The organism is Rhizobium sp. 18055 (assembly GCF_902706285.1).
Lineage (GTDB): Bacteria > Pseudomonadota > Alphaproteobacteria > Rhizobiales > Rhizobiaceae > Rhizobium.
This window is the reverse complement of the sequence record NZ_CACSKD010000016.1, coordinates 67,675-79,746: the sequence shown is the minus strand read 5'-3', so window position 1 is coordinate 79,746 and position 12,072 is coordinate 67,675. Positions and strand designations below refer to the sequence as shown.

At 62.1% G+C, this 12,072-nt stretch carries 14 protein-coding genes; 9 read left to right on the top strand and 5 right to left on the bottom strand.

Features of this window, described 5'->3' with window-relative positions; genetic code table 11:
* Positions 1-18: 18 nt before the first annotated feature.
* The 4 genes from GVL52_RS22980 to GVL52_RS22965 form a co-directional block, all read right to left on the bottom strand.
* Entirely contained in the window at positions 19-1,224 is a 1,206-nt protein-coding gene (locus GVL52_RS22980; RefSeq protein ID WP_160011363.1) for a TCR/Tet family MFS transporter, read from the bottom strand.
* 307 nt (positions 1,225-1,531) lie between these two features.
* Complete coding sequence (locus GVL52_RS22975; protein WP_160011361.1) at positions 1,532-2,569, bottom strand: NAD-dependent epimerase/dehydratase family protein; 1,038 nt, start codon at positions 2,567-2,569, stop codon at positions 1,532-1,534.
* Between the two features lie 85 nt (positions 2,570-2,654).
* Positions 2,655-3,545 (bottom strand): ornithine carbamoyltransferase, encoded by an 891-nt coding sequence (locus tag GVL52_RS22970; protein WP_160011359.1) that lies wholly within the window; start codon positions 3,543-3,545, stop codon positions 2,655-2,657.
* 100 nt (positions 3,546-3,645) lie between these two features.
* Positions 3,646-4,527 carry a DMT family transporter gene (locus tag GVL52_RS22965; protein WP_160011357.1) on the bottom strand — a complete coding sequence of 294 codons (882 nt, stop codon included), beginning with the start codon at positions 4,525-4,527 and terminating at the stop codon, positions 3,646-3,648.
* Between the two features lie 58 nt (positions 4,528-4,585).
* Between GVL52_RS22965 and GVL52_RS22960 the strand changes: the two genes are divergently transcribed.
* Positions 4,586-5,182, top strand: a complete 597-nt coding sequence (locus tag GVL52_RS22960; protein WP_160011355.1) for a TetR family transcriptional regulator C-terminal domain-containing protein — start codon at positions 4,586-4,588, stop codon at positions 5,180-5,182.
* A 56-nt stretch (positions 5,183-5,238) separates the two neighbouring features.
* Here GVL52_RS22960 and GVL52_RS22955 read toward each other — a convergent pair whose 3' ends face one another.
* Complete coding sequence (locus tag GVL52_RS22955) at positions 5,239-7,554, bottom strand: methyl-accepting chemotaxis protein (protein ID WP_160011353.1); 2,316 nt, start codon at positions 7,552-7,554, stop codon at positions 5,239-5,241.
* A gap of 244 nt (positions 7,555-7,798) precedes the next feature.
* Between GVL52_RS22955 and ruvC the strand changes: the two genes are divergently transcribed.
* The 8 genes from ruvC (at position 7,799) to GVL52_RS22915 (ending at position 12,072) form a co-directional block, all read left to right on the top strand.
* Positions 7,799-8,311 (top strand): crossover junction endodeoxyribonuclease RuvC, encoded by a 513-nt coding sequence (gene ruvC / locus GVL52_RS22950; RefSeq protein WP_160011351.1) that lies wholly within the window; start codon positions 7,799-7,801, stop codon positions 8,309-8,311.
* Between the two features lie 60 nt (positions 8,312-8,371).
* Positions 8,372-8,623: an AbrB/MazE/SpoVT family DNA-binding domain-containing protein gene (locus GVL52_RS22945; protein WP_160011349.1), complete on the top strand. Its 252-nt coding sequence runs from the start codon at positions 8,372-8,374 to the stop codon at positions 8,621-8,623.
* A complete protein-coding gene (locus tag GVL52_RS22940) occupies positions 8,623-9,039 on the top strand; it encodes a type II toxin-antitoxin system VapC family toxin (RefSeq protein ID WP_160011347.1) in 417 nt (138 codons plus the stop codon). Before GVL52_RS22945 ends, GVL52_RS22940 begins: the two co-directional genes overlap by 1 nt.
* Positions 9,040-9,062: 23 nt before the next feature.
* Positions 9,063-9,680, top strand: coding sequence for a Holliday junction branch migration protein RuvA (gene ruvA, locus GVL52_RS22935; RefSeq protein ID WP_160011345.1), 618 nt, complete (start codon positions 9,063-9,065; stop codon positions 9,678-9,680).
* Positions 9,681-9,749: 69 nt separating this feature from the next.
* A complete protein-coding gene (locus GVL52_RS22930; RefSeq protein ID WP_160011343.1) occupies positions 9,750-10,028 on the top strand; it encodes an AbrB/MazE/SpoVT family DNA-binding domain-containing protein in 279 nt (92 codons plus the stop codon).
* A complete protein-coding gene (locus tag GVL52_RS22925; RefSeq protein ID WP_160011341.1) occupies positions 10,025-10,432 on the top strand; it encodes a PIN domain-containing protein in 408 nt (135 codons plus the stop codon). The genes GVL52_RS22930 and GVL52_RS22925 overlap by 4 nt, the downstream gene beginning before the upstream one ends.
* Positions 10,429-11,469: a Holliday junction branch migration DNA helicase RuvB gene (gene ruvB / locus GVL52_RS22920; RefSeq protein WP_160011339.1), complete on the top strand. Its 1,041-nt coding sequence runs from the start codon at positions 10,429-10,431 to the stop codon at positions 11,467-11,469. The genes GVL52_RS22925 and ruvB overlap by 4 nt, the downstream gene beginning before the upstream one ends.
* A gap of 39 nt (positions 11,470-11,508) precedes the next feature.
* Positions 11,509-12,072, top strand: a complete 564-nt coding sequence (locus tag GVL52_RS22915; RefSeq protein WP_160011337.1) for a DinB family protein — start codon at positions 11,509-11,511, stop codon at positions 12,070-12,072.

Sequence of the window (12,072 nt, the reverse complement as noted above, 5' to 3'; positions counted from 1 at the left end):
GGAATTCCGGACAATGATCTAGCCAGGCTCGATTGCGCGGGGGACGGCCACCGCCCGTTTGAACCGCAAGCCGAGCACCAGCGGCACGCTGATTGCGTAAACGACAACCACCGTCAGCCAGATGGCGCCCGGCCAATGCGGCCTGACGACAAAATAGAAACTTGAGAACCCGAGCGGCGTGACGATCGAGGCGAGGCTGACCGCCGACGCCAGCACGCCCTGAAACCGGCCCTGCTGGCTCTCGTCGACCTGCCTTGTCGCCAGCGACTGCAGCGCCGGCACGCCGATCCCACCAAGCGCGAAAACCGGCATGATCGCGAAGATCATCCAGCCCTGCGTGGCAAACGCCATGACGACAAGGGCGAGGCAGGCGCTGGCGACGCCGGTCAAAATCGCACCGCGCTCGCCGAGCAGCGACACGGCAGGGCCTGGGAGAAAAGCCTGGGCCAGCGTCTGGCAGACGCCGAACGTGCCGAGCGAAAAGCCGATCCACAGCCCGTTCCACGCGAAGGTGTCGCTGCCCCACAGCGCCCAGCAGGTGCCGTAGACCTCGCCGGTGGCACTGAAGACGAAGAAGATGGCGACGATCGGCAGCAGGCTCTTCATCGAGAAGACCCAGCGCAGCGGTCGCAGCGGGTTCAGCGCCGCGAGATCGATCTTCTCGCGCGTCGGCCTGCGCGATTCCGGCAGCATGAAGAACGCCAGCAGTAGATTGCAGCCGTTCAGCACGGCGGCTGCCACAAACGGCAGCCTTAGCCAATAGTCACCCAACGCGCCGCCGAGCACGGGGCCGATGATGAAACCGATGCCGAACATCGCGTTGACGAGGCCGAAGCGCCGGGCGCGCTTGTCCTGCGGCGATATGTCGGTGATGTAGGCCGACGCCACGGAGACGTTGGCACTGGTGATCCCGGCAATGGCACGGCCAAGCAGCAGCATCCACAGACTGGGCGCGAAGGCCAGAAACAGGTAGTTGACGGCAGCACCGGCGAGCGAAATCAACAGCACCGGGCGCCGCCCGAGACGATCGCTCAACGACCCGAGCACCGGTGCGAAAACGAACTGCATGGTGGCGTAAAGCGCAGTCATGATGCCGATGTAGGACGCCACGTTCCGGGCTTGTGTCACCTCCTGCAGCAGCGACGGCAAAATGGGAAAGATAAGGCCGATGCCGATGGCATCGAGCACGATAGCGGTAAAAATGACGACAAGTGGTCTGTTCATGGCGTGGTCCTGACGACGCAAGCATGCAAGCGCCGCTCGGCGCCGATGGCGTACGATTGGGCCTGACGTGCAGGCGGTTCATTCTGGGAAACGCTGGCCGATCCGCGCGCAAAAGCGCAGGGATGGCGTGTGCTTGACCGCCTGGACGACAATTCGTCCACCTGTTTACTCCGCCACTGAGCGGATCAAGGTAAGCAGTCGCTTTTCGCGATAATCGTCATTTACGCCAGACGGCTTTATGCGGCAAGTGTCATTTTCGTTGGTGGACTGTCCACGGCGTCGCCGCCGACGTCGAATGGAGGTCCCCTCAGGCCGCCCTGCCCGACAAAAACGCATCCTCGGCCAGATAGTCGAAAGCATCATTCGGGTAGGCAGCAAGGATCGGAAACGCCTTCTTCCAGTCGCCATTGCTTTCACTCACCAGCCAATTGCAGGTCGCCGCGACACAATCCTCATAGCGTGCTGCCGCTTGATAGCCCAAGGCGGTTGCAGCCTCTGTGTCGAGCGTAAACGGCGCCGGCACCGACCAGGGAGACCAGCCAATCGACGCGTCCGCGACATGCTCAGGAAGACCGATCGGCAATATCCTCCCCGCGTAACCGAGATGCCCCGCGATCAGGCCGCCAATCTCGAAAACCGTATGGGCGACCGGGTCAGCAATATTCAGGATATGCGTCTGCGGGCGATCGACAACGATGCCGGTCAATCGAGCGATATTGGCAACCGCTGTCGTATGAAATCGGCTTTGCCCCCGGTGGGTCAACGGTATCACCGGACGCCTGTCGAGCATCCGCTTAACGAACCACCATTCGCGCGGATGGGTCGAATAGGGACCATGGATGGCGCCTGGTCGCAAGACGATGACAGGCCTGGTGGCGCCCTCCAGCAGGCGGCGTTCGAGTGCAACCTTGCTGGTTGAATAGGTTTGCGGGCCGGGCTCGACGGTCGGCTGCGTTTCCCTGATCGGCGCTGGAAAATCAGGAAACCCGCCCTTCGCCGCCTCATCGAGTGTCCGCCCGGCATAATCGCGATAGACGCTCGATGACGAGATCACGACGAAGGCACCCACGTCGCTCTCGGCTTCAAGTAACTGATCCGCATGCGCTTTCCCATACGCAACCGTATCGATCACCGCGTCGGCCCCGCCCGACAAGGCCGTCACCAAGGCCCCAGGCTCCTCCCGATCCAGCACAACCATCCTTGCCCCGCGCGCGACCAGACCGGCAGCGCCAGGCCGCATGCCACGGGACGACAGAGTTACCGTCCACCCGCGATCGAGAAGCTCCGAAGCAACTGCCCGACCGATCTGCCCGGTACCGCCGATGATGAAAGCATGCCTTGGCATTGGGCCCTCCTTGTTCTCGCGCTGGCAGTCTGAACGGCAGGCCGGTCAATGCTGCGAAAGCCGATACAGCACCATAACGAAAGCGTTAGCTGACGATCCATTCCAACAGGGCATTCTGCGCATGCAGCAAGAACGCCTTCGCCTGCCGGCTTTGACACGCCGCGTGGTTCATGGCGTCGGTGGTCACTTCCTGCCCTCTCGAAACAGGCGGGCACGGCAGGAAGATCAGGTCGTCGCGATCGCCGTCCAGCTCGGATGCCGAGATCCGATATCCGCTCATCTGCTGTGCGCTGGCCTCGTCCGGCCAGCTATCGGTAATGATGACATCAGCGTCCGATAGCTCCGCCATATCGGTACTCACCCGGAAATTGGCCCGCAAATCGGCATTGAGCAGTGCGGCGTCGCGCACATGCCATGTCTCGGGATAGACCTGCACCACATCAAGAGGCAGCGAGATGGAGGCCTCGACCCAGGATCGCAGGATATTGGCATCTGGCGCCACGCCGACCACCTTCAGCCGACCGATGCCGCCTCTTTTCCGATTGATGTAGGCGAGATCGCCGAGCGTTTCGCAAGGATGGTTGGACTGGGTGCGCGCGTTGATGACGGCGGCATCGGCTGCGGCAGACAGGGCCTTGAGCGCATCGAGTTCCTTCGTCCTGATGACCATCACATCGAACCAGTTGTCGAGATAGCCTGCCAGATCGCTGGTTGCCTCGCGGACGTTGAAATTGATCGGCGCATGAACGCAGATGCCGCCCATGGCCTGTATCCCAAGATCGAAGGCAGTCGTATTTCGCCATCCGCTGTCGTCGGCAATCAATGCGACGTGCTTGCCCGCCAGAGCCTGCGGCATCCGCCGCTGCGCCCAGGCATCCGCAAGCACACCGGCGCGGTCGATCAGATCGAGCGCGACAGAGGCTGGCAGCTGGTGAAATTCGAGAAAGTTCTTGCGGTCGATGGCAGTCACGGTCATGCCTAAAATTGTTGTCGAAGAAAAGCGCCGCACATTGCGGTTCAGTCGTCCAAGACAGTAACCCGTCGATCACTACTGATACAACTGTGTAAGCTCCCCCCTAAGTCGCCGGCAGCCTTGCGGTGGGCTTGAACCCTGCCCCCGAGAGATACCATACCACCGAGAACAGAACGATGCCGCCGCCGGCAAAGACCGGCAGGCTGATCTGTTCGTCGTAGAACAGCCACACCCAGAACGGGCCGAGCACCACATCGAGCAGCGAGATGAACCCGGCCTCGCCCGAGCCGATCAGCCGCGAGCCCATCAGCACCAGAACATAGGCGATACCCGTCGTCAGGATTCCGTAGAGCGCGCAGGCAAGCAGCTGCATCGGTGCGGGAATGCTGTGCTGCATGAATGGCAGGGCAATCACCACGCATGCGGCCGCACCGCAGGCGGTCATCAGCGTCGTGTCCATCGATGGATAACGCTTGGCAATGACCAGTTGCGAGGCGAAACCCGCAGTCATCGCAAAGGCCGCGACAAGCCCGAGCAGGTCGCGCGCGGTGACGGCAGCACCGACAGTGACCGCAATGCCGCAAAAGGCCAGCAGCCCGGCGACGATGAAACGCATCGTCACACGCTCGCCAAACCACAGGAAGGCGATCGCCGTGGCGAGGAAAGGCAGGGCTGCATAGATCGTCATGACATTGGCGACCGATGTCCACTGCAAAGCCGCGATATAGGAAATCGCCGCGATCACCGAAACGGCGCAGGCCCCGACGCCCGGCCAGCCGAAGCTTCGCGAAGCGCTGCCGCGTTCGACGCGGTTGCGGATCAGCATGAACAGGCCGAGAGTGACGGCGGAAAAGGCAGACCGCCAGCCGACGATCGACCAGATATCGAGATCGGCCATCCGCACGAACAGCCCGGCCGTGCTCCAGAGAACGGCGGAAGCGGCAACGAGTGTGATGCCAAACAATCGATTGGATGCTAGTTTCATCGCAACATCACCAAGGAGGCTCCATGCCACACCCAACTAGTAGACCAGTCGTCTAGAAATGGCTGGCCAATCTGCGACACGCGAGAAACTTGTTTCCGAGGGCATCCGGCAGATGCTTGCCCATGGCTACGAGGGCATTGGCATCGGGCCGATCCTGGCATCCGTGAAGGTTCCGAAAGGCTCGTTCTACCACTTCTTCAGGAGCAAGGATGACTACGTCATTGCCATCATCGACGCCTATGAGGAGCATTATCGCACGCTGCGCGAGACGATCTTCGGCGACACCGGACATAGCCCGCTTGCAAGGCTCGATGTCTATCTCGAAACCCTGGAGCGGGAACTGGTCGATCAGCACCCGTCCGGTGGCTGCCTTTACGGCGTGCTGGCCCAGACGATCACCGCACGCAATCCCGCCATTCGCGACAGGTTGTCGGCATCGTTTCAGGCCTGGGAAACCAGCCTTCGACAATTGCTGGCTTTGGCGAAGGACGCAGGCGAGATCGCAGCCGGCAGCAATGTCGCCGATCTCGCCGCCGGTCTGGTCGATGCCTATGAAGGTGCATTGATCCGGATGAAGGCAACCGACGACCGTCAGGCCTTCACCCGCTTTCGCACGGTGTCGGTGCCGAGACTGACCGGCGCGTCGATGCTCTGACACCGGTCAGGCTGCTTGGTTGGCCCTGCCGTCGGCGGAGGGGCCCTACCCGCATCCTATCTCCGGTGCCGGAGAACGTGCACTTCGGCGCTGTGCTGGTGCTCGCTTTGCGCCAGGGTGAAGTTGGCAAGCTGCCGGTCCATCTCCACCGCCTCGGTCGCCAGCAGGTGGATGGCGGCGGTGCTTTCCTCGACCATGGCGGCATTCTGCTGCGTCATTGTATCGAGTTCAGCCACTGCGGTGTTGATCTGCCGCAGCGTGTCGGCTTCTTCGCGCGTGCTCTCCATGATGTCGCTGATCCGGCCGTTGATCGCCTCGACATGATCGCCGATGCCGGTGAGCGCGACGCCTGCCCGCTCCACCAGCGAAACGCCTGCTTCCACCTCATGGGTGGATTTCTGCAGCAGGTTGCCGATTTCCTTGGCAGCACTCGACGACCGCTGGGCAAGTTCACGCACCTCCATCGCAACCACCGCAAAGCCCTTGCCCGCCTCGCCCGCACGCGCCGCCTCGACGCCGGCATTGAGCGCCAGCAGATTGGTCTGGAAGGCGATGGAATCGATGACGGAGATGATCGAGTTGATCTGCCGCGACGAGGCCTGGATCGCCTCCATCGCCGCGATCGTCTCGCGCATGATCTGGCCGGAGCCGGTCGTCTCGCGCTTGGCGTCGCGGGCAATCCGCTCGGCCTCTTCGGCACGCTCGATCTGCGAGCGGACCGACTGGGTGATCGCAGCGATGGCGCTTGCCGTCTCTGTAATCGACGCTGCCTGCCGCTCGGTGCGGCCGGCGAGTTCGTCGGCGCCGGTGCGCATTTCTTCCGAGCCGGCGCGAACCGCCATCGAGTTTCCGCCGATCGCCGTCATCGTCCCGCTGAGCGCTGCCAGCGCCTGGTTGAAGTTGACGCGCAGGCCCTCGAGTTCGTTCGGGAAGCGGCGGTCGATCTGGTAGGCGAGATCGCCGTCGGCCAGATGCAGCAGGCCCTCGTCGATGGCTTCCACCACCTCCTGCAAGGTTTTCGCCTCCGCTTCGCGCTCGGCCATGTGCTGCTGGCGGTCGCGATCGGCGCGCGCCCGTGTCTCGCTGCTGGCGGCTTCGAGTTCGCGGCTTTCGATCAGTGATGTCTGGAAGCGCGCCAGGGCCTTGGCCATGGTGCCGATCTCGTCGCCACGGTTCTGGCTGCCGATCTCGACCTGAAGATTGCCATCGGCCACATCCCGGGTCACGCCGGCAAGCCTGGCAAGCGGTGCGAACAACAGCCTGGTGATCATCAAGGTCGCGATCGCCATGACCACGAGCACGACGCAGCCGATCATCGTCAGCAACGTCGCGATCTCCAGCGAGCCGGCATTGATCTCGCTGAGACGCACGCTCTCGACCAGAAGATAGCGATCACCCTGATAATCGACGCTCCTGACATAGGCCCGCGCGGCGCCATCGGCACGGCTGAAGTCATCGACCGACATGCCGGCACTCGAGAACGCATCCTTGAGGAAGGTGAAAGGTGCCGTGTCGAGCGTCGCAAGCTGGCCCGCACCATTGACGGTGATGGCGGAACCGTCGTCGGAGACGATCGCCGCCTGCGCCGTGCTGCCGGAAACGATGCCCTTGGAGAGGATACCGGCGAAGATATCGTCCCGCACCTTGAACAGCATGACGCCCTTCGGCTGGCCGAGCTTGACGATCGGCACCGCGTAGAAGATCGCCGATGCACCGCTTGTCGCATCGACGCGCAGGCCTGAGAACCCGGCAGGCGCTGCATCGTCCGTTGCCTTGGCGGTGTTCTCGATAGCTTTCGCAAAGGCTATGCCGGCCCCGGTTGACTTCCAGGCGTCGGTCTTCAGGTTCTCGGCGAAATCATCGTTCTTCTTGTAGGAATAGAGCACGAAGCCATCGAGATCGGCGATCAGCAGATCGCTGAACGGCGTGTTCTCCAGATCGCGTGCGACCTCGCTTTGGGTCTTCTCATGGTTGGAGTAGTAAAAGCCGCTCGGCGCATCCGGCTTCGCCAGCTTTTCGCGCTCGCCGGCCGGGTTCGGATTGTTGGTGATGAACACCTTCTTCAGCTCGGCCCGGGCATCGCCGGAGGTCTTCTCGATAGTCTTCCAGCCGCTCTTCAGGCTGGTGATCGACATCTGCAGCGCTTCGATGCGCGCAATCGAATTCGCCTGGTTTTCCAGCTGTGCCAGCTGGTCGTGCAGCATGTCGCCGCGAAAGATCAGCACGCTCTCCTTGGCCTTCAGCGCCTGATCGGCGGAGATACGGCTGCTGGCGAAATAGGCGAGACTGTTGATCACTGCAATCGACAGCGCAGTCAGCAGAATGAATGTCGCGATGACCTTGAAGGACAGCGACTGAAACAGTTTGGTCATGAAAAATCGAACCCCTTCCCGAAAGGCTCATACCGGCCGGACGCTCGCACGCCCCTTCGGTGAGCCTGAACACAGAACACGGGGAGCCTTCACTCCGAAAAGCTGGCTCCTCTCACATCTTGGGGATCATAAGTTACCAACGGAATTTAAATTCACGTAAACGCCGCGCATCAAAAACAGCGGGATGTTTTTGTTTTGTTCACTTATCGATGGCAGTTATTCTGCATCTGCAATAGGGTGAAGCATGCAAAACGCGATTCGTATCATCGGCATTGACCCCGGGCTGCGCCGCACCGGCTGGGGCGTGATCGAAACCCTGGGCAATTCGCTCCGCTTCGTCGCCTCCGGCACCGTCACGTCAGATGGCGACATGGACCTCGCCTCGCGCCTCTGCCAGTTGCATGATGGCCTGGCGGAAGTGGTGCATAGCTACCAGCCGGATGAGGCAGCCGTCGAGCAGACCTTCGTCAACAAGGACGCGGTGGCAACGCTGAAACTTGGCCAGGCCCGCGGCATCGCCATGCTGGTGCCTGCCCGCGCAGGCCTTCAGGTCGCCGAATATGCGCCGAACGCCGTCAAGAAAGCTGTCATCGGCGTCGGCCACGGCGAGAAGAAGCAGATCCACATGATGCTGAAAATCCTGATGCCGAAGTCCGAATTCAAGGGCGACGACGCCGCCGACGCACTGGCCATCGCCATCTGCCACGCCCACAACCGCGGCAGCAACCGCATGCGCATGGCAGCGCTGGCCGGGTAGTTTGTTCTTGACTTGTTCATGCAGTAATGATTATTCTTACCGCAACACTGGAGCAAGCCGATGCGCGTTACGTCGAAGGGCCAAGTCACCATTCCCCGCGACCTGCGAGAACTCGCAGGCATCGAACTGAACAGCGAAGTGATCTTCTCTGTCGAAGGCGGAAAACTGGTGCTCGCGCCGAAGAACGGCAAGCAGGAACTGGAAGACCGAGGCCGCCTCCACCGCTTCATGAGCGCACTCGACAGGCTCGAAGGCACCGGCGACCAGGATGTGGATGCGGAAGCGCTGATGTCGATGACGCGGGACCGCTGATGCCGACCTTGATTGACACCAATATTCTGGTCGATCTGTCGATCCCGACTTCCGACTGGCACGACTGGTCACGCCAGCGCGCCATGGAGGCCTTCAGGAATGGCCCTGTGCTCATCAACCCGATCATCTATGCGGAATTCTCGGTGCGCTATCGCGACATGGACGAGGTCGATCGCCTTCTGCCGCAGAACGAATTCCGCCGCGAGAACCTCCCGTGGCCGGCCGCTTTTGCAGCCGCCGCAGCCTTCCGGATCTATCGCAAATCGGGCGGTGGCCGCGAGAGCATCCTGCCCGATTTCCTGATCGGCGCCCATGCCGCCATCCGTGGCTATACCGTGCTGACGCGAGACCCGAAGGGCTATCGCTCCTACTTCCCCTCGCTCGACCTCATCACTCCCGACACCCATCCCCTTTAACATTCACGCGGCGGACCTCATTCATGATCGGCAAGCTCAAAGGCACCATCGACGAAATCGGCGACGACTATGTGCTCGTCGACGTCCATGGCGTCTGCTACGTCGCCTTCTGCTCGGCCCGCACCCTGTCGCGGATCGGCTCGGTCGGCGAGGCCTGCATCCTGTTCATCGAGACTTATGTGCGCGAAGATCAGTTAAAACTCTTCGGCTTCATGACGGCGCTGGAACGCGACTGGTTCAACCTGCTGCAAAGCGTCCAGGGCGTCGGCGCCAAGGTGGCGCTTGCCATTCTCTCGACGCTGACACCCGGCGAACTCGCCAACGCCATCGCCCTGCAGGACAAGACGTCCATCTCGCGCGCCAACGGCGTCGGCCCGAAGGTCGCGGTACGCATCGTCACTGAGTTGAAGAACAAGGCCCCGGCCTTCGCCGGCGAAGCATCCGCGAATATCGGCCTCAAGCAGGAACTCGGCGAAGGCGTCGCCTCGGCCCCGGTGGCGGACGCGGTCTCGGCGCTGACCAATCTCGGATACTCCAGGGACCAGGCGGCCAACGCGGTGGCTGCGGCGATGAAGACCGCAGGAGATGCCCCCGACAGCGCCAAGCTGATCCGATTGGGGTTGAAGGAACTGTCGCGATAGGCAGTCTTGCCAAGGCGGCGGCGCCTTACTATTGTGGAATTGTAAGGCAGGTCGAAACGGAGCGGCGCCATGGGTTTCAACATCACCATCACCTCCAAGGGGCAGTTGACCATCCCCAAGGATCTGCGCGACCAACTGAACGTCAAAGCCGGTGACAAGTGCTATGCTTGGGTTCGAAATGGCGAATTGATCATGATCCCGCGCAACAAACCGCTCAGTGAACTGTCCGACGTGCTGGGTCCGTCGCCAGCCGGCACGCAGCTGTCCGATCGCAGTGTCGATGACGTCGTCATGGATGCCGCCGTGGAACGCTATGAAAACGCGACCCGAAAGAGCGGTGGTGCATGACGGCACGCCTCGGCATCGACACCAACGTCCTGCTACGCATCGCCGTTCCGGATGATGCCGCACAGGCAGATGCCGTCGCGAGTCTCCTCAAGCGCCTTCAGGTAGACGGTGTCCTCTTCGTCAACGTCTCTGTCGTTCTGGAGGCCTATTGGGTGCTGAACCGCAAGTATCACTATCCCAGAGATCGCATCCTCGATTTCATCCAGGCGATCCTGGAACGCCGCGAATTCGAGGTAGCTGCCTACGAGGCGATCGGCAATGCAGTCTATCTCTGCCGCATGACCAACGTCGATTTCGCCGATGTATTGCTCAGCGAAATGAACCGTCTCGACGGTTGCGCCAAGACCCTTACCTTCGATAGAAAAGCCGCCTCGCGCGTCCCCGGAATGGAACTCCTCGCATGACCGACCCAGCCCGCCTGATCACCCCGGAAAAGCGCGGCGAAGACCTCGACATGACGCTGCGGCCGCAGACGCTGGACGACTTCACCGGCCAGGCCGAAGCCCGCGCCAATCTGAAGATCTTCATCGAGGCGGCGAAGAACCGCGGCGAAGCGCTCGATCACGTCCTCTTCGTCGGTCCGCCCGGCCTCGGCAAGACCACCCTGGCGCAGATCATGGCCAAGGAACTCGGCGTCAATTTCCGCTCGACATCAGGCCCTGTCATCGCCAAGGCCGGCGATCTGGCCGCGCTGCTCACCAATCTCGAAGAGCGCGACGTGTTGTTCATCGACGAAATCCACCGCCTCAGCCCGGCCGTCGAGGAAATCCTCTACCCGGCGATGGAAGACTTCCAGCTCGACCTGATCATCGGCGAAGGCCCGGCGGCACGCTCGGTGAAGATCGACCTGTCGAAATTCACCCTGGTCGCCGCCACCACCCGCATCGGCCTGCTGACGACGCCACTGCGCGACCGTTTCGGCATCCCGGTGCGCCTCTCCTTCTACACCGTCGAGGAACTGGAATTGATCGTGCGCCGTGGCGCGAGGTTGATGGGCCTGCCGATGACCGATGAAGGGGCCCGCGAGATCGCCCGCCGCGCCCGTGGTACTCCACGCATCGCCGGACGCCTGTTGCGCCGCGTGCGCGATTTCGCCGAGGTCGCCAGGGCCGAGGCCGTCACCCGCGAGATCGCCGACGAGGCGCTGACCCGCCTCTTGGTCGATAATCTCGGCCTCGACCAGCTCGACAAGCGCTACCTCAACATGATCGCCGTCAATTTCGGCGGCGGGCCCGTCGGTATCGAGACCATCGCCGCCGGCCTGTCGGAACCGCGCGATGCGATCGAGGACATCATCGAGCCCTACATGATCCAGCAGGGCTTTATCCAGCGCACCCCGCGCGGCCGCGTCCTGACTGCCACCGCCTGGAAGCATCTCGGCATGCAGCCGCCGAAGGATCTGGAAGCCGCGCAGTTCCGCCTGTTCCAGCAGGACGATTGAGCCGGGCGCTGGTCACGAAAGACGAGGAGGAGACATCCCATGCCAAGCTTCGACCCCTGCCGGTCCTTCCGCAAGCTCGCCTATAACAACGCGCTCGCCAATCTGCGCCTGCACACCGCCTGCGGCCTGCTGCAACCCGGCGAGTTCGACGCCACCCGCGTCAGTTTCTTCCCGTCGATCTGCGCGACGCTGAACCATATCCTGACGGTCGACTGGTTCTATGTGGATGCGTTGGAGGGCGGGTCGCTCGGGGCCAAAGCCTGGGAGATCGAGCAGCCCTGCCCTGATATCATTACGCTGACCACGGAACAGGCCGTGGTCGATGCAAGATTGGTGACGCTCTGCGAGGCGCTGTCGCCTGAAAAGCTCGTCGCCACTATCGACATTCACCGCGCCGACCGTATCCAGCAGGAGCGGATGGAAGATGTGCTTGCGCATCTGTTCCAGCACCAGACCCATCACCGCGGACAGGTGCATGCGATGCTGGCGGGCACCAGCGTCAAGCCGCCACAACTCGATGAGTTCATCGTCGCCGACGACGCAAAATTCCGGGGCGACGAACTCGCCGCCCTCGGATGGAGCGAAGACAAGCTGATGCGCTGA

Coding starts and splice junctions, on each gene's coding strand:
- GVL52_RS22980 (WP_160011363.1), bottom strand. CDS start 1,224: ATGAACAGACCACTTGTCGTCATTTTTACCGCTATCGTGCTCGATGCC.
- GVL52_RS22945 (WP_160011349.1), top strand. CDS start 8,372: ATGCGCGTTACGTCGAAGGGCCAAGTCACCATTCCCCGCGACCTGCGA.
- GVL52_RS22930 (WP_160011343.1), top strand. CDS start 9,750: ATGGGTTTCAACATCACCATCACCTCCAAGGGGCAGTTGACCATCCCC.
- GVL52_RS22915 (WP_160011337.1), top strand. CDS start 11,509: ATGCCAAGCTTCGACCCCTGCCGGTCCTTCCGCAAGCTCGCCTATAAC.
- ruvB (WP_160011339.1), top strand. CDS start 10,429: ATGACCGACCCAGCCCGCCTGATCACCCCGGAAAAGCGCGGCGAAGAC.
- GVL52_RS22960 (WP_160011355.1), top strand. CDS start 4,586: ATGGCTGGCCAATCTGCGACACGCGAGAAACTTGTTTCCGAGGGCATC.
- GVL52_RS22975 (WP_160011361.1), bottom strand. CDS start 2,569: ATGCCAAGGCATGCTTTCATCATCGGCGGTACCGGGCAGATCGGTCGG.
- GVL52_RS22955 (WP_160011353.1), bottom strand. CDS start 7,554: ATGACCAAACTGTTTCAGTCGCTGTCCTTCAAGGTCATCGCGACATTC.
- GVL52_RS22965 (WP_160011357.1), bottom strand. CDS start 4,527: ATGAAACTAGCATCCAATCGATTGTTTGGCATCACACTCGTTGCCGCT.
- ruvC (WP_160011351.1), top strand. CDS start 7,799: ATGCAAAACGCGATTCGTATCATCGGCATTGACCCCGGGCTGCGCCGC.
- GVL52_RS22970 (WP_160011359.1), bottom strand. CDS start 3,545: ATGACCGTGACTGCCATCGACCGCAAGAACTTTCTCGAATTTCACCAG.
- GVL52_RS22925 (WP_160011341.1), top strand. CDS start 10,025: ATGACGGCACGCCTCGGCATCGACACCAACGTCCTGCTACGCATCGCC.
- GVL52_RS22940 (WP_160011347.1), top strand. CDS start 8,623: ATGCCGACCTTGATTGACACCAATATTCTGGTCGATCTGTCGATCCCG.
- ruvA (WP_160011345.1), top strand. CDS start 9,063: ATGATCGGCAAGCTCAAAGGCACCATCGACGAAATCGGCGACGACTAT.